Genomic DNA, 25,056 nt, shown 5'->3' with positions numbered 1-25,056 from the left:
TGTGCGATGCGCCGTCCGGCCCGTCGCGCCACCCGATGTTTCAGGTGCAGCACCACTTTTGACCTCGATCCCCTAACGGAGTGCTAAAGCGGCCCGACCCGAAATTTCGCATTTGAATCAACTCTGACCCTATGCGCATTTTTCCAGCTTTGCCTGACCCCGCACGGTAAAACCGTTGCGTTGCCCGTCGGCTCCATAAGTGCTGAATTCCTGCCGCACGCGACGCAGCTCTGCCATGCGGGTGGCCACCGCGCGAATCCCCTCGGCCGCGCTGTTCAGCAGCGCCTGATTGCGCTCCACCTTTTGATGGACGCGAAGCAGATCATCGCTGCTCAGCACCTGAAGATCGTTGATCGCGCCGATCAGTTTCTCTTTTTCAGGTACCATATGATTGAGACGCTCAAGATCACCGTCCACAAGCGCGGAGCGCTCAAGATCAAGGACCTCCTCCAGTGATTTGATCAGAAGGTTAGGCTCATGTGTCATCGGAATTCTCCATCAAGGATTGAAACAGAAGTTCAGACAGGCCAACGCCTCCGGATTGCGCCATTTGCCGGGCCTGTTGCTGAACAAGAAAGGACGAGAACTGGTCCTCACCGGCACCGCCACCAAACGAATCGCGTGCTTTTCCCAAGCCTGCGGATTTCAGCATTTCGGCCAGAAACGCCGCCTCGAGCTCGACTGCGGCGGCTTGCAGGCGGTCATGGGTTGAGGGCGGCGGCGGCATCGACTGGAGGGGAGGGATTTTCATCGGCTTCTCCGAAAATTGCATCGAACTTTCTTGATCAAAGACGAAAGCGGTTAAAAAAAACGTAACCTCCTTTGGGCAGTTTGACCGTCAACCACGACGGAGCCGGAGCAAAATGCCTAACCCTCTTACGCTGATGACACCCACGCAAAACACGGCCACGAAACCGGGGACGCGCGAAACCACATCGGAGACGTCCACGCGCTTTCAGGATGTTCTTGAGGAAGAAACGCCGCAGCCTGAATCCGAGTTTGCAGCCGAGGATGAGCCCGCAACTGAACAGGATATCATGCCGGAGGATCCTGCCCTAGAAGATGTTCTTAAAGACCCTCGGCCGGTAAAGCCCGACGCTCCTGAAGAACACGTGTTTGAGGGCCTGACCGCACTGCCCGAGTCGAGCGCGACGCAGGTACCGCTAGGGTCTGAAACTGCACCTATTCCGTCGAAACTCGAGGGTATAGAGGCGCCGAAGACCGACTCGGGCGCAATGCATAAGGTTTCGATTGCGGCACAGCCCCGGCCCGAGGTCGAAAACACGCGCGGTTCCCCTGTTCAGCCACAACCCAGCGTAGTCCAACCGGCGTCTTCCAAAGCGTCGGGCGGTCAAGTCTTGCCTGCAAGGCCGGTTGCTGGGCAGTCTGTTCCAACTGAGCGTGCGCAACCCTTCGCTTCGGCGCTACCCGCTGAAACAACGACTGCGCTCCAGATAATCGCGACTCAGAGCGCCCCTCAGCCCCCCCGACCAACACCGACCCTTGCACAGATGCAGGTGATGGCGTCTGTGCGGAACGCAGATGCCGAAACCGCCACGGCGATTCTCGAAACTGATGGCGGGATCGCCACGCGCGAAGAGCCATTGCTTCAGAACGTCCGCGACACGGCTTCGGTTGCGCAGCCAGCCACACAGTCTGCCAAGGCTGAGATCACTCGAGCCATCGCCCGGCAGATGGCGGCGGCGATTCAGGTTCGGGCGGGTTCCGGTACGATCGAGATCGCGCTCAGCCCCGAGGAACTGGGGCGGGTCTCCATCACGCTCAACGGTCGCGAGGATGGGATGGTTCTGACCATAGCCGCCGAGCGCCCCGAAACACTGGACCTGATGCGCCGACATCTCGCCGTCTTGGAGGCCGAATTCCAAAGCCTGGGATATGGCGACATCTCGTTTGACCTAAGCACATCGGACGATGCGCAGGAAGATACCGCAAAACCCGAAGGAAAGCGACTATGGCCCGTCCCATTCGATGCAATTGGACGCGCCAAACTCCCCGCTTATTCCCCGAAATCTCTCGGGTCGTGGCATTGATATGAGGCTTTGACCAATGATCACTCCTACAAGTTCCACTCAGACTGCAGCACAGACCCCGACCTCGGCCGCATCGCAGGCGTCCAAGCTAACCTCGGATTTTGAGACCTTTCTGCTGATGCTAACTGCACAAGCGCGAAACCAAGACCCACTGGAGCCTATGGATTCCTCGGAATACGCGTCTCAGCTGGCTCAGTTCTCGATGGTTGAACAGCAGGTTCAGACCAATAGCTTGTTGTCTTCCCTAAGCACGGCTTTGGGGGGACAAAAGCTGAGTGAGCTGTCCAATTGGGTGGGCCTTGATGTTCAATCAGCTTCGGCTTTCCGATTCGAAGGCCAGCCGGTCACTCTGTTTGCTCAGGCCGATGCAAAAAGCGATGAAGCCTTCATGGTGATCCGCAATTCAACCGGCACCGTGATTGACCGCATTCCGGTCAACGACACAGACACCGAATTCCTCTGGGCCGGAACCGATGCTTCGGGCAATCCGCTGAGCCAGGGCACTTATTCCGCCACGTTGGAGAGTTACAAGGATGACGAGCTGTTGTCTCAGCGTCTGGCCGCCAGCTACAACCGCGTGGTTGAGGCGCAAATCGCTGATGAGACGGTGCATCTGTCCCTGCGAAGCGGGGCCACTGTACGCTCGGATGAGGTAACAGCCATCCGAACAGGTGCTTGATCTGATCGGGCTGGCAGTCCAAACCTTGGCAAATCACGATTCCTTTGCTGAGCGGTACGTCCCCTGCCCCATGTCAACGCACCTCCACCAAGCCTGATCGACCACCTGCGCACGCGCGGGCTGATCACGGGGTCCGTGCAGTTTGAACCTCTGTTTGGGGGTCGGACCAATATGGTTTGGAAAGTTCTGGGGGAGAGTGGCGACACGGTATTGAAGCTTTACCGAACCAAACTGCGCAACCCCATGTTCCGCAATGACGCCCACCTCGAAGCGCTGTGTCTGCGCGCGTTTGAGCAGGACGGGTTCGTACCCCGGTTGCGGGCAACGGGGCAACATCAGGGCGACGCCTGGGTTCTGTACGATCACGCGCCGGGTCGCCCGTGGGAAAGTAACACGGCTCAGGTCGCCTCTTTGCTGCGCAGATTGCATGGCGCGACGGTCGATTTGCCGCTGCCTACTGGACGGAACGGCAGCGCTGATCTGGCTCGCCACGGGGCTGAGCTCTTGGCGTTGTGTTACTCTGGCTTTAAAGATCGCGTCACCGCGATGCGGCCCGAGGACCCTGTGCCTCCAACAAAAAGAACATGTCTGATCCACGGCGACCCTGTGGCCGGGAACATTCTGGTGGACGGATCAAACCTAACCCTGATCGACTGGCAATGCCCGGCAATTGGCGATCCCTGCGAGGATCTGGCTCTGTTCCTGTCGCCTGCCATGCAGCATCTGTATCGTGGCGCACCGCTGGCCCAGGACGAACGCGCGCGATTCCTGCCTGAATATGGCGACCCCGAAACGGTTGCTCGGTACGAAGCGCTGCGTCCGTGGTATGCGTGGCGAATGGCAGCCTATTGCCTGTGGCGGTTTGAGAACGGGTCAACAGACTATGAAAAGGGCCTGCAGCTTGAGCTAAAGGCGCTTGAGGGCCACGCTATTTCTGAATGACAGCATCTTCCCAAGCCGTCAGGAATTTCCTGCGTTTGAGCGTGTCGAGGTAAGTCAGCAAAGCAGGTTCCAGCGTAATTACCGCGCTCTCCTGCGCCTGCTGTGACGTGAGCAAGGGCAAAGGTGCCAACTCAGGCCCTGCAACGATCAGGTGGCGGACAAACGCCTCGGCGACAGCAGGATATTGCGTGTTTTTAACCACCATTGCCGTTCGCATCATGGTTGTCTGAAAATCGCTGGGCAGAATGACTTCGAGCGCCTCTTTGCCTTCAACCCGCGCCGTTGCGTAGCTGCCAAGCACGTTATAAGCAACCGCGATCGAGCCGCTTGTCAGATCGTCAATCATGTCGCCCGAGCAGCAATACAGACGCAAGTCCAGCCCGCCCATGACCTCCATCAGGCGCCAAAAGGTCTCAGAGGCGCGGGCATCTTGCGTGGCGAACAGATAGCCCAAACCGGATTGGCGGATATCATAGGTTCCGACCTTCCCACGGAAGTCTTCGGGGCGCGCGCGCAGGGCCTCGATCAGTTCCTGCCGGGTTTGCGGAACGGGATACCCTGCGAAGGCCGCACGGTTGATGACGATAGCCGCAGGTTCCTGCGTAAAGGCAAAAAGGCTGTCATGCCACTGGGCCCAGTCCGAACCGGGCATATTCTCCAGCGGCATTGCGAACCCATCATTGGCAAGTTTCAGCTGTAAATCCATCGCGCTGGAAATGACAATGTCAAACGCCTCAGGCGCTGACCGCACACGCGCATTCAAATCGGCGGTTCCGGTCACCAGATACTCTACGGAGACGTCCGGGTTTTGCGTCAGGAACCCCTCTATCAACGGCGCGAAAAGCGCGGTGTCGGTGCTGGAGATGATGCGCAAACGCGGACCATCAGCGGCAGCGTTGAACACCCGCTGGTCTTCCCACTCCTCGGCCGCGCAGACTGAGGCCAGAAGTGAGAGGATCAAAGCAATAAGGTAACGCATGCGCCTTTGCCTTTTCGGTTGGTCAGGATCAGATCGCCGCCATGGGCCTTCGCGACATCCTGAACGATGGTCAGACCAAGCCCCGAGCCAATGGTCCCGGCCGCATTCTTACCGCGCTCGAACCGCCGGGTGAGCGTGTCAATTTCGCTTGGTGGAAAGCCCGGCCCCTGATCGCGCACGCTGATCTGCGCTTGCGTCCCTTGCGAGACCTCGATCTCGACCACGCTTTCGGCAGGGGCATATTTTAGCGCGTTGTCGACTATGTTGCGTACCGCATTCTGGATCAGGATCGGATCGCCCGAATAGATCACAACGGGGTCTCCGACCAACGTCAGGGAAAGGTCCTTCATCTCGGCAATGGGTGTGAGGCGCTGAACCAGATCGCGGACGAGGGCGACAAGATCAATCTCTTCCCGCTCAAGATGATCGGCGCGAAAAGTGATCATTGCGTGATCCAGCAATTGCCCCGCCGCCCGAGAACTTTCGTCAATCGCCCGAACCATTGAACGCAAAGCCTCTCTATTCTCTTCTTTTTCAACACGTTGCAAGGTTGTATCCGCATAGGATCGAACCGTTGCCAATGGCGTCCGGACCCGGTGTGCCGCCTCGGCTATGAAATCCTCGGACTGGCTGAGCGACTGATCCAAACGCCCCATCAAAGAGTTTAGCGACGACACTAGCGGGGCCATTTCCCGCGGCACCGGTTTTCTGAATGGGCTGAGGTCTTGTGGGCCCCGGCGAGTCACCGACGTCGTCAGCTTGTTCAACTGTCCGATGGTGGCTGACGTTGCCCAGAATGATAACCCGGCGACCAAGGTAAAAAAGCCGATCCCCAGATACGCCGCGTTTCGTGAAATCTGCCTGAGGGTTTCGGCCAATGCGTCTTGCGTTTGACCAAGGGCCACTTCGACCTCGGTCCGGGTTTCCAAACCCACGAGAGTGCGGCTGGCGCTGACCTGGCGAATGGTCTCTCCGCGTACCTCGCCCGATTGAAATGTCCATTCGCCATTGGGCGTTCCATTCGTGGCTGAAAGATCGTCGTAGCCGGACAGCAGTTCTCCGTCCTGAAAGATTGCGTAGAACACCCGATCATCCGACGGCGTGCTGAGCATCGAGAAGGCGGCATAAGGAATGTCGACCTCAAGCTCTCCGTCCCGTAGGGCGACGGCATCGAGGATCGAGGTGACGGAAGCGCCAAGAATATTGTCCTGCCCTTGCTGCGCGACGCGTGCGGCATAACTGCGCACTGTAAAGAACAAAAGCAACGCCAGAATGGCCGCACCGCCAATCAGGGTCAGCACCAGACGGTTGCGCAGAGATCCTGAAACCGCGGGGCTAGCTGACATGATCCAGCCTGTAACCCAGGCCACGCAACGTGGTAATCTTCAACTCCGAAGGCTCGAGATGTTTGCGCAGGCGAGCGACATAGACCTCGATAGCATTGTCCGAGACATCGTCGTCATAGGAAAACAGCCTGTCCGCCAGTTTTTGTTTCGAGAACACTTGACCGGGCGCATTGATGAAGAACTCCAACAGACGCAGCTCCCGGTTGCGCAGCGACAGGGTCTCGCCACCGACAATCAAGTGACCGGCAACCGGGTCGAAGACGATACCGCCGATCTCGATGGTTGATTTGGCGATCCCGGATTTGCGGCGCAAAACGGCGCGGCAGCGGGCCTCGAGCTCTGCGTGATCGAAGGGTTTGGTGACGTAGTCGTCGGCCCCCAGATCCAGCGACCCGATTCGATCCGAGACTTGGCTGCGCGCGGTCAAAACGATGACGGGTGTGTCCAGATGACTTGCACGGTGGCGTTTGAGGAAATCGCGCCCATCCCCATCGGGCAGCATGATGTCCAACAGGATCAGGTCATATTCCTCAGCCTCGACGAACGCGGTCGCATCGTCCAAAGTTGCAGCATGATCAACGACATGGCCGTCCAATCGCATCCGCGAACCGATTGCGTTCGCAAGATCCATGTTGTCTTCGACCAGTAGAAATTTCATGAGGCGTTCGCAGTATTTTCGCGCATGACAGGTTGATGTCAGGTTGATGTGTTTTCTTGACCACAATCTGTGCCGCCAAGCGGCCAGTTGTCAAATGGGAGGACATCATGACAACTTTCAAACTGGGCCGTCGCGCCCTGATCGCGGCTGTGGCCGCTGTTGGTCTTGCCGGACCTGTTTTGGCTGACGGCCACGAAGTGGTGGACAGCATCCACTTCCTGATCCCCGGCGGCGCAGGCGGCGGCTGGGATGGCACTGCACGCGGCACCGGCGAGGCGCTAACCAAAGCGGGGCTTGTAGGTACTGCGTCTTACGAGAACATGTCAGGCGGTGGCGGCGGTAAGGCCATCGGCTACCTGATCGAGAACGCCGACAGCAACCATGGTACGCTGATGGTGAACTCGACGCCCATCGTGATCCGCTCACTGACGGGTGTGTTCCCACATAACTTCCGCGACCTGACGCTGGTCTCGGGCACAATCGGCGACTACGCGGCCATTGTTGTCGGCAAAGACAGCCCGATCAATTCGATGGCGGACCTGCTGGCCGCCTATGACGCGGACCCGGGTGCAACAGCAATCGGCGGCGGCTCGGTTCCGGGCGGCATGGACCATCTGGTTGCGGCCATGGTGATGGAAGCAGCAGGCAAGGACGCGCTTGGCGTGAAGTACATTCCTTATGATGCAGGCGGCAAAGCCATGGCAGCCTTGCTGTCGGGTGAGATCGCGGCGCTGTCCACCGGCTTCTCGGAAGCGGTTGATCTGGCCAATGCAGGCGAGGTGAAGATCATTGGTGTGACTGCGGATGAGCGTGTAGACGCCGCGCCTGACGCGCAGACCATGAAGGAACAGGGCATCGACACCACCTTCGTCAACTGGCGCGGTTTCTTTGCAGCGCCCGGCTTGCCCGAAGACAAGCTGGCCGCCTACCAAGACGCCATCGCCAAGATGTATGACACCCCCGAGTGGGAAGAAGTACGTGCGCGCAATGGTTGGGTGAACATCCACAATTCGGGCGACGATTTCTCGACCTTTCTCGAGCAGCAAGAACAGCAGATCAGCGATCTGATGAAAAAACTGGGCTTCCTCTAAGCACCACTCACGGCAGAGCGGCCCGCCCGCTCTGCCACAATCAACAAAAAACACGAGGGAGGGGATGTCATGGCGCTGGATCGCTGGATCGCGCTTGTTTTGCTTGGGGTCTGTCTGGCCTATGGCTACGCCGCCTGGTTTACGATGGATGGCAGCCTGCCCCCCTTCATGCAGCGCAACCCTATTTGGCCAAGCACCTTCCCCAAAGTGCTGTCTGTTCTGGGCATCATCGCCTGCACGATCATCCTGCTGGGCTTCGAAAAATCCGAGCCGAAAGCGGCGGATATCGACTACCGACGTCTGGGTGACTACCACCTTGATCAAGCTTTGATGCTATTGGCCCTGATGGTGATTTATGCCCTGTGCCTGCGGCCCGTCGGCTTTCTGATCTCGACTTCTGCCTTCCTGATCCTTGGCTCCTTCATTCTGGGCGAGCGCAAGTGGCACATCATGCTGCCGGTTGCGTTCATCGCCACCGGCGCGGTCTGGTACCTGGTTCAGGAAGTCCTGGGCATCTACATGCGCCCCCTGCCGGGCATTTTCGGAGGCTGACATGCTTGAAGGACTTCTGATCGGCCTGCAAACGGCATTCTCAATCCAAAACCTGCTGATGGTCATCGCCGGCTGTCTGATCGGCACTTTCATCGGCATGTTGCCGGGCCTCGGCCCAATGTCGATCATCGCGATCATGATCCCGGTTGCTATTTCGATGGGCGATCCTTCGGCAGCCCTGATCCTGTTGGCAGGCGTCTACTATGGCGCGATTTTCGGCGGGTCGACCTCTTCCATTCTGCTGAACGCGCCGGGGGTCGCGGGCACCGTGGCCTCAAGTTTCGATGGCTACCCGATGGCGCGGCAGGGCAAGGCCGGTAAAGCACTGACGATCGCGGCCATTGCCAGCTTCGCGGGTGGCACGCTCGGCGCCATTCTGTTGATGGTCTTCGCGCCAGCACTGTCCTCTGTCGCGTTGCTGTTCCATTCGGCCGAGTACTTTGCCCTTATGGTCGTAGGCTTGTCCGCCATCGCGGCCTTCGCCGGGTCTGGTCAGGTCGCCAAAGCCATGATCATGACAATCCTCGGCCTGATCATGGCAACCGTCGGCGAAGGCGCTTTGTTCAACCTGCCGCGCTTCACCATGGGGATCATGGACCTACAGTCCGGCTTTGGCTTCATTACGCTGGCTATGGCGATGTTCGCCCTGCCCGAGGCGCTGTTTCTCGTTTTGAAACCCAAAGACCTGAAAGGCGACGACGGAGAAATCAAGGACCTCCGCATCACCAAGGACGAAGCGAAAGCAATTGCACCCGTCATTGGCCGTCAGTCAGTTCAGGGCTTTTTCATCGGCGTCCTGCCTGGGGCTGGGGCGACAATTGCCAGCTTCCTCGGCTACGCGGTTGAACGCAATATTGCACCGAAGCAGGAACAGGAAGAGTTCGGCAAAGGCTCCATCAAAGGTCTGGCAGCACCGGAATCCGCCAACAACGCGGCCTGTACCGGGTCATTCGTACCCCTGCTAACGCTGGGTATCCCGGGGTCGGGCACAACGGCCATCCTGTTGGGCGCTCTGATCGCGCTGAACGTGACACCCGGCCCGCGCCTGATGGTGGATGAGCCTCAGATTTTCTGGGCCGTCATCATGTCGATGTTTATCGGCAATCTGGTGCTGCTGATCCTGAATCTGCCGCTGATCCCCTACATCGCCAAAGTGCTGGCCGTACCGCGCAATTTCCTGATCCCGTTCATCCTGTTCTTCACCCTGATGGGCGCCTATATCGGCCAGAACAACGCGACCGAACTGCTGATCCTCGTGGGTTTCGGCATCTGCGCCACCGCGTTGAAATTCGCCGACTACCCCCTCGCGCCGCTTCTGATCGGGTTCATCCTTGGCGGAATGATGGAGGACAACTTTGCCCGCTCGATGCAGCTCTATGACGGTATCGCTTTCATCTGGGAACGCCCGATGACCCTAGGTCTGCTGGTAATCGCCGTCCTTCTGGTGCTGCTGCCGAGCTACCGCGCGCGCCGTGCGCGGGCACGGGCCGCGGGGATTGCGGATGGGGACTGACCCTCTGGCCGGCATTCGCGTTCTGGATCTGACGAACGTGCTTGCCGGCCCCTATTGCTGCTATCAGCTCGCATTAATGGGCGCCGAGGTGATCAAGGTCGAACGCCCTGGCTCAGGCGATCTAGCCCGTGTTTTGGGCGCTGACCCTGATCGCAACAAAGCTGGCATGGGGATCAGCTTCCTGGCGCAAAACGCTGCTAAAAAATCCGTCACGCTGGACATGAAATCCGACCGGGGCAAAGCGCTGCTGAAAAAGCTTGTTCGCAACGCCGATGTTCTGGTCGAGAATTTCAGGCCCGGCGTTATGGATCGATTGGGTCTGAGCTATGAAATCCTGAAAGCTGAAAACCCGCGACTGATCTACTGCGCGATCAGTGGCTTTGGGCAGGACGGACCCCGCCGGGATGATCCCGCCTATGACCAGATCGTACAGGGCATCAGCGGCGTCATGTCCATCACCGGCGCGCCGGACACGGCCCCTTATCGTGTTGGCTACCCTCTGGCGGATACAGTTGGCGGCCTGACCGCAGCATTCGCCATCTCATCCGCCCTGAATACGACCCCGCGTGGCGCGTTTCTGGACGTTGCTATGACCGAGGCGGTGATTTCTACAATGGGTTGGGTCGTCTCGAACCACCTGATCGGGGGCGTCACGCCGGCCGCGCATGGGAACGAGAACACAACCTCAGCCCCCTCGGGCACCTTTGCCACTGCAGACAGCCCGATCAACATTGCCGCCAACCGCGATGAACAATGGCAGGCGCTGGCTCAGCATCTGGGCCGGGACGACCTGCTGGACGATCCAGCCTACACAACACGAGAGGATCGCAAGACAAACCGTCACGCCTTGCGCGCGGAATTGGAGCACACGCTGACCACGCGACCGGCAAAGGAATGGGTGCGAGAGTTGAATGATATTGGAGTGCCCACCGGGCAGGTTCTGACCGTCGCCGATGCACTCGACGACCCGCAATTATCTGGGCGGGGTTTGATCGGTACGCTGGAAATTCACGGTGAAGACCTACAGCTCGCTGGCAGCCCTATTGTCATGGACGGGTCGCGCAAACATCCTGGGACTGCACCGCCGGAATTGGGCGCAGACAATTCCGCAATCTGGTCTGAACTCGGGCTGTCGCAGGATGAGATCGACGCCTTGAAAAAGGAGGGCATCATATGAGCGATGTATCCGATTGGTGGCAAACCTCGATCATCGACATGGAGCCTGGCCGGATATACCTGCGCGGAGAGCCAATCCAGGATTTGATCGGCAATCTGAGTTTCGCCGAAATGATCTGGTTCATGCTGCGCGGCGAGAAACCGACCGAAGCACAAGCTCGTTTGTTCGAAGCAGCTTTGGTTGCGGCGGTCGATCACGGTCCGCAAGCGCCTTCAATCGCAGCCGCCCGCATGGCAGTCACCTGCGGTCTGCCCCTGAACAACGCGATGGCAAGCGCGGTCAACATGCTGGGCGATGTGCATGGCGGGGCCGGAGAGCAGGCGGTGCAGCTCTATCACTTTGTTGTAGAGCATTCGGGCAATCTGGGGGAAGCATTGGACGACTGGATCACCACTCAAGGAAAGATCCTGCCGGGCTTTGGCCATCGCTTTCACACCCCGACTGATCCGCGCGCGCCGCGCCTGATGGCGCTGGTCACCGAAGCCGTCGATCAAGGGGCATGCAGCGGTGATTTCATGCGGATCGGGCAGGCGATTGAGGACGAGCTGGCCCATCGCAAAGGCAAACCCGTCCCCATGAATATCGATGGCGCGACGGCCGTGATCTATGCCGAGTTAGGCTTTGCCCCACCCTTGGCGCGCGGGTTGTTTTGCTTGTCCCGTTCTGTCGGCATCCTGACTCACGCATGGGAGCAGATGGAGCAAGGTGGCCGCAACAAGGGACCGACCCCGCCCGCCTATCGCTGGACTTATGTGGACCCCAAAACCAAGACCTAAACGCCCAGCCCTTCGGTCGACAGATCATCAAGTCGCGGCATTAAGTGCAATAGTTCCTTGGCGTAGTCCGTCTGCGGGTTGGCGAACAGGGCATCGGTCTCTTGGATCTCGACCATCTGCCCTGCCTTCATCACGGCAACGCGGTCGCACATCTGCCGCACGACCGGCAGATCGTGGCTGATGAACAGCATCGTCAGGCCCAGATGCTCTTGCAGGTCCTTCAGGATGTTCAGGATCTGCGCCTGGATCGAGACGTCTAGCGCACTGGTCGGCTCATCGCAGATCAGGAACCGAGGCTGCGTCGCCAAGGCGCGCGCGATGGAGATACGCTGACGCTGCCCGCCAGAGAACTCATGCGGGTATTTCAGGCCCGCTTCCGAACCCAGACCCACCTGATCCAACAGCTCATCCACCCGACGTTTGACGTCTGAACCGCTCATGAGACGGTGATGACGGATTGGTTCCGCCACGATCTCGTCCACGCGCATTCTGGGGTTCAGTGAAGAATAGGGATCCTGAAAGATCATTTGGATGTTCTTGCGATAAGCATCCTGCACAGCTTTGTCGCCCAGATCACTGACCAACTGCCCGTCAAACGTGATTGAGCCGCCATCGACCGGGTACAATCCTGCAATCATCCGCGCCACAGTGGACTTGCCTGAGCCGGATTCCCCCACAACGCCGAACACCTCGCCCGCACGGATATCAAAGCTCACGTCGTCGACGGCGGTAAAATAGGTCCGGTCCCAAGGCAAAAGTCCGCGCCGTTGCAGGAAGCGTTTGGTCAGGTTGCGAATTTCGAACACGGGCTTGGACGCGTCATTGTCCACTTTCGGCCAATGGCGCGCCATATCCTCGATCGCAAAGCGCGTCTCACGACCGCCATAGCTGATCTGAGGGAACCGGTGCAGCTTGAGCGTCGGCCGTGGCACCGCCGCGATCAGCGACCGCGTGTATTCGTGTTGGGGCTGCCCCATCACCTGCGCGGTTGTCCCGGTTTCGACAACCTTTCCAGCATACATGACGGTCACGCGATCGGTCGTATCGGCGATGACGCCCATGTCATGGGTGATCAGAATGACGCCGACCTGCCGTTCCCGCGCCAATTCCTTGATCAGGTCCAAAATCTGCGCCTGAACCGAAACATCCAGCGCTGTGGTCGGTTCATCAGCGATGATCACATCTGGTTCGGTACACAGCGCCAAGGCGATCACCACCCGTTGGCGCATCCCGCCCGAGAATTGGTGCGGATATTGGTCCAGACGCGTATCCGGGTCCGGAATCCCTACCCGGTCAATCAGGTCGCGGGCGCGTTGATTAGCCTCGGCGTCCGTGCAACCCAGATGGGCCAGGATGGTTTCGGTCAGTTGCTCTCGGACCGTGAACAAAGGGTTCAGCGAGGTCAGCGGGTCCTGAAAGATCATCGAGATCTTCTTGCCGCGTAGGCCGCGCATCGCTTCGGCATCGAGGCCACTGATCTGTTCGCCACCCAGCTTGATCTGGCCGCTGGCGATCCGCCCGGGACGTTCCAGCAGCCCCATGACAGCCGCACCGATGGTGGATTTGCCTGCGCCAGATTCGCCCACCAAACCGTGGATTTCACCCGGCTCGACGGACAGGTCTGCGTGATCCACCGCAGTGAACAGCTTGCGGCGTGTTGGGAATTCGACGGTGAGGTCTTGGATGGTCAGAAGGCTCATGAAATCACCGCAGTTTAGGGTTCAGCGCATCGCGCAGCCAGTCGCCCAGCAGGTTCACGGACAGGGCGAGGGCCAGAAGGGTGCAGGCGGGGAAGAACAGAATCCACCACTCCCCCGAGAACAGGAACCCCTGCCCGATACGGATCAGCGTCCCTAGAGATGGCTGGGTCGGAGGCGCGCCGACGCCAAGGAAGCTCAGCGTCGCTTCGGCGATGATAGCCAGCGCCAGCGAGATCGTCGCGATTACCAGAACCGGGCTGAGGACATTAGGCAGGATGTGACGGAACATGATCGGGATCGAACCGCGACCGATCAGCCGCGCCGCCTGCACGTATTCCTTGTTCTTCTCGACCAGCGCCGCCCCGCGGACGACGCGCGCAAACTGCACCCAGTCTGACAAGGCGATGGCGATGATCAAAACGTAGATTGCCATCTCATCGCGATATTCAGGCGGGGTCACGCCCTTGGCAATGCCGAAGATCAGCATGGCGACCAGAATGGCCGGAAAGGTCAGTTGAACGTCGGCGATCCGCATGATCAGCGTCTCGACCCAGCCGCCAAAATAGGCCGCGACCAGCCCCAGAACGACGCCGATGATCAGAGCCAGCAATACGGCGGCAGCCCCCACGAACAAGGAAATGCGTAGCCCGTAGAGGATGGTCGAGAATACGTCCCGACCCTGGTCGTCTGTGCCCAGCAGGAAGGTTTCCTGCGTAAACGCATTCGGTGTGCCCGGCGGTGTGAAGCCGTTCATCAGGTTCAGCGTCGCAGGGTCGAACGGATTGTAAGGCGCGATCAAGGGCGCAAAGACGGCACAAAGCACAAGGATCAGCACAACGGCCGAGGCAATGACGGCCACCGGCGAATGCCGGAAGGACCATGCGAAATCGCTATCCCACGCTTTGGCAAAGCGCGACTTGGAGGCGGGTTGCGGGGTTTCGATCGTATCGGTCATGTGGCCCTCGCGTCGACACGCAGGCGCGGGTCAATGGCATAGTAGAGAAGATCGACGATCAGGTTGATCGTCACGAACATGACCGAGATCAGCATCAGATAGGCGGCCATGACGGGAATATCGACGAACTGGATTGCGTTGATGAACAGCAGTCCGACACCGGGCCATTGGAACACGGTCTCAGTGATGATGGCAAAAGCGATGATCGATCCCAGTTGCAAACCTGTGATCGTAATCACCGGCACCAGCGTGTTTTTCAGCGCGTGGCGGAAGTTGATCACCCTGTCTGACAGCCCTCGGGCGCGGGCGAAACGGACGTAGTCGGCGCGCAGGACCTCAAGCATCTCGGACCGCACCAGACGCATGATCAGGGTCATCTGATACAAGCCCAACGTGATCGCGGGCAGGATCAGCGCCTTCAGGCCCGAGGTGGTCAGAAACCCGGTTGACCAGCCCCCTATCATGACCGTCTCACCCCTGCCGAAACTGGGTAAGAGGTCAAGTTCGACCGAGAAGATATAGATCAGCAATATCCCGATCAGGAAGGTGGGCAGAGAGACCCCGATCAGACTGACCGTCATGATGATATTCGCCGCCACCCCTTGTCGTCGGATCGCGGTGAAGACACCCAGCGCGATGCCCATAGTGATAGCGAGGAAGCCTGATACGAAGGCTAACTCCAGCGTCGCGGGCGCACGTTCAGCGATGATGGTCGAGACCGGGCGCCCCTGACGGTAGGACACTCCGAAATTGCCCTGAACCGCGCCTTGCAAGAACTTGGCGTATTGCACGATAAATGGCTGATCGAGGCCCAGTTCCGTCCTCAGCCGGTCGATATCGGCCTGTGTGCGTTCCTGACCCAACATGTTGTCGATCGGATCGCCGACAAAACGAAACATTGAGAACGCGACCAGACCCACGACCAGCAAAACGATCACGGATTGGAACATCCTTCGAACAATATATGCGAACATTCAGAATCCCCGGTTGATCGGCCTGTCTAAGCCGCGTCTGACCAAATGGTCAAGATACCGCTAACGAAACAGGGGCCAGAACGATCCGGCCCCTTGAACAGCGTTTTCAGTCTACGGTAACCCACCGCAGGATGAAGAAGTTATCCGGCCGTTGCGTCAGCTCGATATTGCTGCGCGTTCCCCAGACCAGAGGTTGCACATACATCGGAACATAGACCTGCTCATCCTGAATGATGCTGGTGACCTCGTCCAACATGGCCTGACGAGCGCCTTCATCCAGCTCGGACTGAATCTGCGGCAGCAGTTCATCGACACGCGCGTTCGAGAAGCCGCCGAAATTCCAGCTGCCCAGCTTTTTCTCTTCGTTGGGTGTCGCGACGAGAAAGCGCACGGGGTGTTCGGCGTCAAATGTGCCCGGGCTCCAGCCCAGCAGGTACATGTCGTAGTTGTCCTCGCGCAGTTCGGGCCAGTAGTTGCGCACCGGCATCGCGTCCAACTCAGCCGTTAGGCCGATCTGCGCGAGCATGCTGACAATCGCCTGACAGACGGCCTCGTCATTCAGATAGCGGTCATTAGGGCATTTGAGGCCGAACGAAAACCCATCCGCGTATCCGGCCTCGGCCAGCAACGCCTTTGCGGCCTCGACATCATAGGCCGGTCGCTCTGCATTGGCCGCCGAGTAACCGCTCATTGCCGGGCTTACGAGTTGTGAGGCCGCTTCAGCGTTGCCGCGCATGATCGTGGCAAGGATGGCGTCGACATTCACCGCATACGCCACGGCCTGACGCACGCGCGCATCCCGGAACGGGTTCGGTTTGCCAGCATCATCGGTGTATTTCAGGGTCTCGGCCTGATGATCAAAGCCCAGCATGATCACTCGGGCCTCAATCCCCTGAATGACCTCGACCTCATCATTGCCCTGAAGGCGCGCCACGTCTTGAATCGGAACAGGCTCAATCATATCGACATCGCCGGACAGCAAGGCCGCGACGGCGGTGGCAGAGTTCTGGATCGGGTTGAATTCGGCGCGGGTGATGTTGTGCTCTGCCTCACCCCACCAACCATCAAAAGGTTCCAGAACGGTGCGCAGACCGGGCTCACGCGCGGTGATCTGAAACGCACCGGTGCCGTTGGCATTCAGCGTCGCGTAATTCCCGGTTTCCTTGACGGGCAGAGCGGCCTCGTTCGCCTCAGCCCAGCCCTGATCCATGATCATCCAATTGGCAATGGACGACGGGAACAACGGGTTGGGTGCAGTGGTCATGAAATCGACGGTGTAGTCATCGACCACTTTGACCTCGCTGATCGGTGCAAACCAGCTGCGGGTATCCGAGACCTCATCCGAGGCGCGTTGATAGCTGAACAGAACGTCCTGCGCGTCGAATGTGCTGCCATCGTGGAACGTCACGCCCTCACGCAGGGTGAACCGCCAGCCTTCGCCGTCTCCGATCGGTTCCCAATTGGTGGCCAGGGCGGGCTCAACGCTCATATCCTTGCCGCGGCGGACCAGCCCTTCGTAGACATTGTTGAGGAACCCAAGAACAGCGGCCGAGTTGACGGCATGCGGGTCCATGGTCTGTGGATCGGTGGTCGAGGCCCATTTGAATTCGGCCGCCTGAGCGGCGCTTGCGGCCAAAAAGGCCAAACCGATGGCTGTTGCCTTGAAGGTCATGGCGATACCTCTCTGTTTTGGGTGAACAGTCGTGAAACACCAAATGACAGGGCGCTGGTCCGCGCCCTGCCCTGTCTTGAAGCCTGAACCTTAGTTCATGGTGAAGTATTTGATCTTCGGCGAATCTTCCGGCTCAACAATTGTGCCGACATTCGACTTCATACCCCAGTTCAGCACCTGATGGTGGATCGGGATATACAGCTGATCGTCCTGCACCACTTGCCAGATTTCGGCGATCTGCGCGTCGCGCTTCGGAAGGTCCGTTTCAGAGGCCAGCCCCTGGATCTTGGCATCCAGTTCCGGGTTGTTGTAGCGGGTCGCATTCCACGAGCCGTATTTCTCACCCTTGGTGTGAACCAGGAAGTTGAAAATATACTCAGAGTCGTAGGTCGGAACGCCCCAGCCCAGCATGTAGAAGTCGGTCTCGAGGTTCGAAAGCAACGGGAAATGCTGCGCCTTGGGTTTGGCATCCAGATTCACCGTGACACCAATCTGCGCCAGCATGCCAACGGCAGCCTGACAGATCGCTTCGTCGTTGACATAGCGGTCATTGGGGCAGTTCAGCGTGATCGAGAACCCATCCGGATATCCAGCCTCGGCCATCAGGGCCTTAGCGCCTTCGATATCGGTCGTCGAGGAGCTATCCATTCCCTCATCCCAACCGTTCACGAAAGGCGGTGCGATCATGCCCGCAGGGGCCGACTGGCCGCGCATAACGACCTGCTTGATGGCATCCCGATTGATGGCCTTGGACATTGCCTGACGCACACGCACGTCAGCCAACGGGTTCTTCCCGTCCACATTGTCCGAACCCAGATCGGCATCACCCATGTTCATGCCGAAGAAGATCACCCGGTTCTGAGGCGCGGTCCGCACGTCCAGACCATCGGTATCCGCAACGCGGGCCAGATCCTGCACCGGAACGTCCTGAATAAAATCGACCTCACCCGACAGCAAAGCAGCAACCCGGGTCGCGGCGTTCTGGATCGGGGTATAGATGATCTCGGTCACTTCTAGGGGGAACTCATCCTTGCCCCAGTAGTTCTCGTTCGCGGTCAGAACGGTTTTCACGTCCGGTTCACGGCTGACCAGCTTGTAGGGGCCAGTACCGTTTGCGTTCTTAGCGGCGAATGTATCCTCGCCCCCTTCATAGTCCTGCACCTTCACGGCGTTGTTCGCCTCGGCCCAGGCCTTGTCCATCATGAACATGTTGGTCAGGTTGTTGGGCATGATCGGGTTCGGACCGTCGGTTTCGATCTCGACCGTGTATTTGTCCGGCGCGCGCACCTCTTTGACCGAGGCCAGCAGCTCTTTGTAGTCCGAATCCGGCGTCATGGCGCGGTTGAGTGAGAAGACAACGTCTTCGCTGTCGAACTCGGCGCCGTCATGGAAGGTCACGCCTTCACGCAGCTTGAACACCCAGACGTTCGGGTTTTCCTCAGACGGCGCCCATTCAGTCGCCAGCGACGGCACAAGCGCCCCGGAATGGTCGCGCATCACCAGCGTTTCCATGATCTGATGCGCCATGGCCGATGTCGGACCCTCGTTCTGGGCATGCGGGTCCATCGTCAGCGAGTCGCCCGCGCGTGCCCAGCGCAGCGTTTCCGCAGAGGCAGTACCAGCCAAAAGGGCCATGGCACTGGCTGCGACCAGCAAGTGTTTCACTTTCATTGTAATCTCCCCAATTCTTTTTTAACCCGCACGGATGGCGGGTGATCGACGAAGTGCGATCAACGTGCCCTTGATAATCCAAATCATTCTGAAACTTGCAATGCCTAATTGGGGTGCTGGACCCGAGGGGAACCTACCAGATTTTAGCCGTTTGGCCGGATTTCGCTGGTCCTTTGACGATCGAGTTGCATACCCTAACTCTTTCTTCGAGACTCGGTTCGCGGTAAAAAAACGTAGCCGCATCAGGCTGGACATCGTGTCGGGGACATTGATTTGAAACAGACAAACCGCAAACCGCCCAACCCGAGGCGAGAGCTTCAGAGCGTGCGCAACCAGAGCGTATCGTTTCTGGGTGTCGCGTTTCTATTCAGCATCTTCGTCAACCTGCTGATGCTGACCGGGCCGCTGTTCATGCTGCAGGTCTATGACCGGGTTCTCAGCTCGCGCTCTGTCGAGACGCTTACGGCGCTGTTTCTGCTGGTCGGGCTGCTCTACGGCCTGATGGCCATGCTGGATTACGCGCGCGGCCGGATCGTGGCGCGGTTCGGGGCCAAGTTCCAATCCTCGCTGGACGAGAGGGTTTTTGACGGAACCATTCGGCGGGCATTGTATCCACAGATCCGCTCGGCCCCAGCAACGGCCTTGCGCGATCTGGAGGCCGTGCGGTCGCTTTGCGCGTCACCTGTTTTCCTCGCCGTTATGGATATTCCGTGGACGCCTGTATTTCTAGCCGCGATCTTCCTGTTCCACCCATTGCTCGGCTGGTTAGCGGTTGCTGGTGGGTCCTTGCTGATCGTCATTGCCTTGCTCAACCAGATCCTGACCAAACAGAAGGTGGCCGAAGCACAGGTTGCCTCAGGCCGGGCCAATGCCTTTGCGGAACAAGCGCGGCAAGCCGCCGAAGTTGTGCGGTCGCAAGGCATGCAGGGCGACGTTGCACAGCGCTGGTTGTCACAGCGCAGCAACGCTTTGTCGCAGAGCATCTCGGCCAGTGACTGGACCGGCAGCTTCACGTCTTTGACGAAATCGCTGCGCCTGTTCCTGCAATCCGCGATGTTGGCGCTTGGCGCTTGGCTGGTGCTGCGCAACGAGATGACCGCCGGGGCCATGATCGCCGGTTCGATCTTGCTAGGCCGCGCTTTGGCACCTGTGGAAATGGCGGTGGGCCAATGGGGGCTGATCGAAAACGCGCGAACGGCGTGGTCCCGTCTTGGCACCTTCCTCGATGAAACCCCTCCCGAGCAGGCCAAAACCAAGCTGCCGGTGCCCGAGGCGCGTCTCGTCGCAAAAGGGCTGACGGTCATTCCCCCCGGCGTTCAAAAGCCAACCCTGCGCAATGCCTCGCTGCTATTGGAACCCGGCAAGGCGCTGGGTGTGATCGGCAAAAGTGGCTCGGGCAAGACGACTCTGGCCAAGGCGCTTTTGGGTCTGCTGACCCCCGCAGCGGGTGAGATTCGCTTGGGTGGCGCGACACTGGACCAATATGCCGCAGATGATCTGGGCCACTACATCGGGTACCTGCCGCAGCAGGTGACACTGTTCAACGGAACGGTAACTGAGAACATCGCCCGGATGTCGCAACAACCCGATGACGCCGCTGTTGTCGCCGCCGCCAAAAAGGCCAACGCACATGAGCTGATTATGTCTTTGGAGAAGGGCTATGACACCTTTCTGGAAGGCAATGACAGCCAGTTGTCCGGCGGTCAGAAACAACGGATCGCGCTTGCCCGGGCGCTCTATGGTGATCCTGTTCTGCTGATCCTGGACGAGCCGAACTCGGCCTTGGATGCCGACGGCACCGAAGCGCTGAACCGCGCGGTGCGCAGCCTCAAGAATAGTGGCAAGGCCGCGATTATCATGACGCACCGCCCGCAGGCGATTTCCGAATGTGATGACCTGATTGTGGTCGAGAAAGGCCAGATCGTCAAAGCAGGCAGCCGGGACGAGGTTCTGGGCTCGATGGTCCAGAATGCCGGTGCGATCAAACGACACCTCAATAAAGTGGGTGAGAAATGAGCAACCCTCCTGCGCGCCGCAGTTGGCGCATAACCTTCCCTGCAACTGTGGGCTTTGTTGCGCTGCTCATCCTTGTTGTGGGCATCGGCATCTGGAGCGTTCGGACCCAACTGGCTGGTGCGATCATCTCACAAGGTGTGATCGAAGTGCAAAGCAACCGTCAGGTGGTAGAGCATCCCGATGGCGGGGTCGTCGGCGAGATTTTTGTGCGCGACGGGGATCAAGTCGAAAGCGGCGAACTGCTGTTGCGTCTGGACGATACGTTTCTGGCCTCGGAGAAAACGGTGGTCGAGACGCAATTGTTTGAACTGCTTAGCCGTCAGGCCCGGTTGGAAGCGGAACGCGATGGGGCCACCTCCGAGGAGTTGGCGGCAAAGCTGCGAGAGGTACAGCAACGCGAAAACATCCCAGACGATCTGATCGCAGGTCAGCAGCGCCTTTTTGACGCCCGCAACGAGACGTTGACGCAACAGACTGAGCAATTGACTCGTCAGAAAACCCAGATCGAAAACGAAATCGACGGCACACAGGCGCAGTTAACCGCCGCCCAAAAACAAGTGGAACTGATAAGCGAAGAGCTCAAAGATCAGGAAAGCCTGTTGCAGCGCGGCCTGACACAAGCCAGCCGCGTATCGGCCTTGCAACGGGAAGAGGCCAACCTGACCGGTGCCATCGGACGGCTTGAGGCGACCATCGCCCGGTTGACAGGGCAAATCGCCTCGACCGAGATCCAGATATTGGAGCTGAACGCAACCCGCCGCGAAGAAGCGATCACAACGCTGCGTGACGCGCAGACGCGCATCGCCGAGCTTGCTGAACGGCGCCTGTCCCTGACCGAGCGCCTATCGCGTCTGGATATTCGCGCGCCCGTTTCGGGCACCGTCTATGACAGTCAGGTTTTCGCCCTGCAGTCGGTCATCCAGCCGGCTGAACAGATGATGTATGTGGTGCCTCAGGATACGCCTCTACTGGTCGCGGCCAAGGTGGATACAATCCATGTTGACCAGCTGTTTCGCGGTCAAGAAGTCGCCCTGCGCTTTCCCAGCTTCAACCAGCGGGAAACGCCTGAACTGGACGGTCATGTCATCAATGTCTCGGCAGATACATTCACCGACGAAGGCACAGGTTTTACCTTCTACCGGGCTGAACTGGTCCCTGATGACGGTCAGCTGGATCGCCTGAATGGGCAAACTCTTCTGCCGGGCATGCCGGTCGAGGCGATGATCAAAACCGATGAGCGTACCCCGCTGTCCTACCTGACCAAGCCGCTGACCGACTACTTCACGCGGGCGTTCCGGGAATAACACATCGCGCCTGGGGCAACCTGTCCCAGTGTCACGACTTGCAATCCCAGCAGATTTAGTATACCGCCGCATACAAAGAGCATATCCGGGCGTCAGATCCATGTCTGAAACCGGGAACTCAAGCACCTTCTAACGCCAATACGTCGGGATAGCCATGAGCCTGTATACTGATTACCTTGCCGAGATCGAAACACGCAAAGAGCAGGGGTTGAATCCCAAACCCGTCGATGACGGTGCCCTGACAAAAGAGATCATTGACCAGATCCGCGACCCTCAGAACGAACATCGCGCGGACTCGCTGCACTTTTTCATTTACAACACCCTGCCTGGCACAACCAGCGCCGCGGGTGAGAAGGCGGCGTTTCTGAAAGAGATCATTCTGGGTCAGGCCGATGTCGAAGAAATCTCGCAGGATTTCGGGTTCGAGCTGCTGTCGCACATGAAGGGCGGCCCCTCGGTCAAGGTCCTGCTGGATCTGGCATTGGGTGACGACGCAGCGATCGCGGGCAAGGCGGCTGAGGTTCTGAAGACTCAGGTCTTCCTGTATGACGCAGATACCGACCGGCTGAAAGCTGCGCTCGATGCAGGCAATGCCGTCGCGAAAGACATCCTTGAAAGCTACGCCAAGGCCGAGTTCTTCACCAAGCTGCCCGACATCGACGAAGAGATCGAAGTCGTCACCTATGTCGCCGCCGAAGGTGACATCTCGACCGACCTGCTGTCGCCCGGTAATCAGGCACACTCGCGCGCGGACCGCGAATTGCACGGCAAATGCCTGATCTCCGAGACCGCGCAACAAGAGATCGAAGGGCTGAAGCTGAAGCACCCCGGCAAGCGCGTCATGCTGATCGCTGAAAAAGGCACCATGGGTGTGGGATCGTCCCGTATGTCGGGTGTGAACAACGTGGCCCTGTGGACCGGTAAACAAGCCAGCCCCTATGTACCCTTCGTCAACTACGCCCCTATCGTGGCTGGCACCAACGGCATTTCGCCGATCTTCCTGACCACTGTCGGCGTGACCGGCGGCATCGGGCTGGACCTGAAGAACTGGGTCAAAAAGGTAGATGAGGATGGCAACGCTATCCTCAACAATGACGGCAACCCGATCCTGGAAGAGAAGTACTCGGTTGCCACTGGTACGGTTCTGAAGATCAACACCAAAGACCACAAACTGCTCAGCGAAGATGGTGAAGAGCTGGTCGACGTGACCTCGTCCTTCACGCCGCAAAAGGTCGAGTTCATGAAGGCAGGCGGTTCCTACGCCATCGTCTTCGGTAAGAAACTGCAGACATTCGCAGCCGAGGCACTGGGTGTCGAAGCGCCGCTGGTCTTTGCTCCGTCGAAGGAAATCAGCCACGAAGGCCAGGGCCTGACAGCGGTTGAAAAGATCTTCAACAAGAACGCCGTTGGGACCACGCCCGGCAAGACCCTGCATGCCGGATCGGACGTGCGCGTCAAGGTCAACATCGTCGGCTCACAGGACACAACCGGCCTGATGACCATGCAAGAGCTTGAGTCGATGGCGGCTACAGTTGTCTCGCCCATCGTCGACGGGGCGTATCAGTCTGGCTGTCACACGGCCTCTGTGTGGGATGCGAAGGCGCAAGCCAACACCCCCCGCCTGATGAAGTTCATGAATGACTTCGGCCTCGTCACCGGGCGTGACCCGAAGGGCGTCTACCATTCGATGACCGACGTGATCCACAAGGTGTTGAACGACATCACCGTGGATGACTGGTCGGTCATCATCGGCGGCGACAGCCACACTCGTATGTCCAAAGGCGTGGCCTTCGGGGCCGACTCGGGCACTGTTGCTTTGGCGCTGGCCACAGGTGAGGCCTCGATGCCGATCCCTGAATCGGTCAAGGTGACCTTTAAGGGCAAGATGGCCGAGCATATGGATTTCCGCGATGTCGTACATGCCACCCAGGCGCAGATGCTGGAACAGCATGGCGACAACGTGTTCCAGGGCCGCGTGATCGAGGTTCATATCGGCACGCTGCTGGCCGACCAGGCCTTCACTTTCACCGACTGGACTGCCGAGATGAAGGCCAAGGCCTCGGTCTGTATCTCGAATGACGAGACCCTGATCGGTTCGCTGGAACTGGCCAAGTCGCGCATCCAAATCATGATCGACAAAGGCATGGAGCATGAGAACGGCATGCTGCAAAAGCTGATCAACATCGCCGATGCGCGCATTTCCGAAATCAAGTCGGGCGAAAAGCCAGCGCTGCGCCCCGATGACAACGCGAAATACTTCGCCGAAGTTGTCGTTGATCTGGACCAGATCGTTGAACCGATGATCGCCGACCCGGATGTCAACAACGCTGATGTCTCAAAGCGCTATACCCACGACACGATCCGCCCGATCTCGTATTACAATGCCGAGAAGCATGTGGATCTGGGCTTTGTCGGATCCTGTATGGTGCACAAGGGCGACATCAAGATCGTGGCCCAGATGCTGAAGAACCTTGAAAAGGAAACCGGCAAGGTTGAGTTCCAGGCCCCGCTGGTCGTGGCAGCCCCGACCTACAACATCATCGACGAGTTGAAGGAAGAGGGCGACTGGGAAGTGCTAGAGAAATACTCTGGCTTCGAATTCGACGACCTGTTCCCGAAGGAAAAGGCGCGGACTGAGTACGAGAACATTCTGTACCTCGAACGTCCCGGCTGTAACCTGTGCATGGGCAACCAGGAAAAAGCCGCCAAGGGCGACACGGTTCTGGCCACCTCGACCCGCCTGTTCCAGGGCCGCGTCGTGGCAGATGCGCCGGACAAGAAAGGTGAATCGCTGCTGGCCTCGACCCCGGTTGTTGTCCTGTCGGCCATTCTGGGCCGGACGCCCACGATCGAGGAATACAAAGCCTCGGTTGAAGGGATCGACCTAACCAAGTTCGCCCCGCCGGTTGCGAAAAACCCGGCCACTAAATCGGCGCATTTCTAACGCCGCATCTGACAAGTTTTTCATGCGCGCGGCCGTTCATCGGTCGCGCGCAGTGG

The 25,056-nt window shown here is 58.8% G+C and carries 21 protein-coding genes; 11 read left to right on the top strand and 10 right to left on the bottom strand.

What is annotated here, in order from left to right:
- Positions 1–129: 129 nt before the first annotated feature.
- A complete protein-coding gene (locus ACR0JF_RS14265; protein WP_170661589.1) occupies positions 130–486 on the bottom strand; it encodes a flagellar biosynthesis protein FlgN in 357 nt (118 codons plus the stop codon).
- Entirely contained in the window at positions 476–751 is a 276-nt protein-coding gene (locus tag ACR0JF_RS14260) for a rod-binding protein (RefSeq protein WP_170661590.1), read from the bottom strand. Before ACR0JF_RS14260 ends, ACR0JF_RS14265 begins: the two co-directional genes overlap by 11 nt.
- 112 nt (positions 752–863) lie before the next feature.
- Here ACR0JF_RS14260 and ACR0JF_RS14255 point away from each other — a divergent pair, with 112 nt between their 5' ends.
- From ACR0JF_RS14255 to ACR0JF_RS14245, 3 genes are all read left to right on the top strand, one after another.
- Positions 864–2,051: a flagellar hook-length control protein FliK gene (locus ACR0JF_RS14255; protein ID WP_170661591.1), complete on the top strand. Its 1,188-nt coding sequence runs from the start codon at positions 864–866 to the stop codon at positions 2,049–2,051.
- Positions 2,052–2,067: 16 nt separating this feature from the next.
- Complete coding sequence (locus tag ACR0JF_RS14250; protein WP_170661592.1) at positions 2,068–2,730, top strand: flagellar hook capping FlgD N-terminal domain-containing protein; 663 nt, start codon at positions 2,068–2,070, stop codon at positions 2,728–2,730.
- A gap of 135 nt (positions 2,731–2,865) precedes the next feature.
- Positions 2,866–3,672, top strand: a complete 807-nt coding sequence (locus ACR0JF_RS14245) for a phosphotransferase family protein (protein ID WP_480669524.1) — start codon at positions 2,866–2,868, stop codon at positions 3,670–3,672.
- Here ACR0JF_RS14245 and ACR0JF_RS14240 read toward each other — a convergent pair.
- From ACR0JF_RS14240 to ACR0JF_RS14230, 3 genes are read right to left on the bottom strand one after another with little or no spacing between them, the layout of a single operon-like run.
- Positions 3,659–4,651: an ABC transporter substrate-binding protein gene (locus tag ACR0JF_RS14240; RefSeq protein WP_170661593.1), complete on the bottom strand. Its 993-nt coding sequence runs from the start codon at positions 4,649–4,651 to the stop codon at positions 3,659–3,661. The two genes, ACR0JF_RS14245 and ACR0JF_RS14240, sit on opposite strands and share 14 nt — an antisense overlap.
- A complete protein-coding gene (locus ACR0JF_RS14235) occupies positions 4,630–5,997 on the bottom strand; it encodes a sensor histidine kinase (protein WP_170661594.1) in 1,368 nt (455 codons plus the stop codon). Before ACR0JF_RS14235 ends, ACR0JF_RS14240 begins: the two co-directional genes overlap by 22 nt.
- Entirely contained in the window at positions 5,987–6,655 is a 669-nt protein-coding gene (locus ACR0JF_RS14230) for a response regulator transcription factor (RefSeq protein WP_170661595.1), read from the bottom strand. The genes ACR0JF_RS14235 and ACR0JF_RS14230 overlap by 11 nt, the downstream gene beginning before the upstream one ends.
- A gap of 107 nt (positions 6,656–6,762) precedes the next feature.
- Between ACR0JF_RS14230 and ACR0JF_RS14225 the strand changes: the two genes are divergently transcribed.
- The 5 genes from ACR0JF_RS14225 to ACR0JF_RS14205 all read left to right on the top strand — a co-directional run bounded on the left by ACR0JF_RS14225 (position 6,763) and on the right by ACR0JF_RS14205 (position 11,764).
- On the top strand, positions 6,763–7,746 hold the full coding sequence (locus tag ACR0JF_RS14225) for a tripartite tricarboxylate transporter substrate binding protein (protein ID WP_170375647.1): 984 nt from the start codon (positions 6,763–6,765) through the stop codon (positions 7,744–7,746).
- A 69-nt stretch (positions 7,747–7,815) separates the two neighbouring features.
- Entirely contained in the window at positions 7,816–8,298 is a 483-nt protein-coding gene (locus ACR0JF_RS14220) for a tripartite tricarboxylate transporter TctB family protein (protein WP_170460001.1), read from the top strand.
- A 1-nt stretch (position 8,299) separates the two neighbouring features.
- Positions 8,300–9,811 (top strand): tripartite tricarboxylate transporter permease, encoded by a 1,512-nt coding sequence (locus ACR0JF_RS14215; protein ID WP_170375649.1) that lies wholly within the window; start codon positions 8,300–8,302, stop codon positions 9,809–9,811.
- Positions 9,801–10,988, top strand: coding sequence for a CoA transferase (locus tag ACR0JF_RS14210; protein WP_170661596.1), 1,188 nt, complete (start codon positions 9,801–9,803; stop codon positions 10,986–10,988). The genes ACR0JF_RS14215 and ACR0JF_RS14210 overlap by 11 nt, the downstream gene beginning before the upstream one ends.
- Positions 10,985–11,764, top strand: coding sequence for a citryl-CoA lyase (locus ACR0JF_RS14205; RefSeq protein ID WP_170661597.1), 780 nt, complete (start codon positions 10,985–10,987; stop codon positions 11,762–11,764). Before ACR0JF_RS14210 ends, ACR0JF_RS14205 begins: the two co-directional genes overlap by 4 nt.
- Here ACR0JF_RS14205 and ACR0JF_RS14200 read toward each other — a convergent pair.
- The 5 genes from ACR0JF_RS14200 to ACR0JF_RS14180 form a co-directional block, all read right to left on the bottom strand.
- Complete coding sequence (locus ACR0JF_RS14200; protein ID WP_170661598.1) at positions 11,761–13,464, bottom strand: ABC transporter ATP-binding protein; 1,704 nt, start codon at positions 13,462–13,464, stop codon at positions 11,761–11,763. The two genes, ACR0JF_RS14205 and ACR0JF_RS14200, sit on opposite strands and share 4 nt — an antisense overlap.
- 4 nt (positions 13,465–13,468) lie before the next feature.
- Positions 13,469–14,419 carry an ABC transporter permease gene (locus ACR0JF_RS14195; protein WP_170493418.1) on the bottom strand — a complete coding sequence of 317 codons (951 nt, stop codon included), beginning with the start codon at positions 14,417–14,419 and terminating at the stop codon, positions 13,469–13,471.
- On the bottom strand, positions 14,416–15,393 hold the full coding sequence (locus ACR0JF_RS14190; RefSeq protein WP_170483132.1) for an ABC transporter permease: 978 nt from the start codon (positions 15,391–15,393) through the stop codon (positions 14,416–14,418). Before ACR0JF_RS14190 ends, ACR0JF_RS14195 begins: the two co-directional genes overlap by 4 nt.
- Positions 15,394–15,499: 106 nt before the next feature.
- The gene (locus ACR0JF_RS14185; RefSeq protein ID WP_170661599.1) at positions 15,500–17,065 is read right to left on the bottom strand and encodes an ABC transporter substrate-binding protein; all 1,566 of its coding nucleotides are present in this window, start codon (positions 17,063–17,065) and stop codon (positions 15,500–15,502) included.
- A 90-nt stretch (positions 17,066–17,155) separates the two neighbouring features.
- Positions 17,156–18,736 carry an ABC transporter substrate-binding protein gene (locus ACR0JF_RS14180; RefSeq protein ID WP_170375664.1) on the bottom strand — a complete coding sequence of 527 codons (1,581 nt, stop codon included), beginning with the start codon at positions 18,734–18,736 and terminating at the stop codon, positions 17,156–17,158.
- A gap of 273 nt (positions 18,737–19,009) precedes the next feature.
- Between ACR0JF_RS14180 and ACR0JF_RS14175 the strand changes: the two genes are divergently transcribed.
- From ACR0JF_RS14175 to ACR0JF_RS14165, 3 genes are all read left to right on the top strand, one after another.
- The gene (locus ACR0JF_RS14175) at positions 19,010–20,752 is read left to right on the top strand and encodes a type I secretion system permease/ATPase (protein WP_170661600.1); all 1,743 of its coding nucleotides are present in this window, start codon (positions 19,010–19,012) and stop codon (positions 20,750–20,752) included.
- On the top strand, positions 20,749–22,056 hold the full coding sequence (locus ACR0JF_RS14170) for an HlyD family type I secretion periplasmic adaptor subunit (protein ID WP_170661601.1): 1,308 nt from the start codon (positions 20,749–20,751) through the stop codon (positions 22,054–22,056). The genes ACR0JF_RS14175 and ACR0JF_RS14170 overlap by 4 nt, the downstream gene beginning before the upstream one ends.
- 154 nt (positions 22,057–22,210) lie before the next feature.
- Positions 22,211–25,000 carry a bifunctional aconitate hydratase 2/2-methylisocitrate dehydratase gene (locus ACR0JF_RS14165; protein ID WP_170661602.1) on the top strand — a complete coding sequence of 930 codons (2,790 nt, stop codon included), beginning with the start codon at positions 22,211–22,213 and terminating at the stop codon, positions 24,998–25,000.
- Positions 25,001–25,056 lie beyond the last annotated feature (56 nt).

It is taken from the genome of Ruegeria sp. BG11 (assembly GCF_056538565.1).
This window is presented reverse-complemented; position numbering and strand designations above follow the sequence as displayed.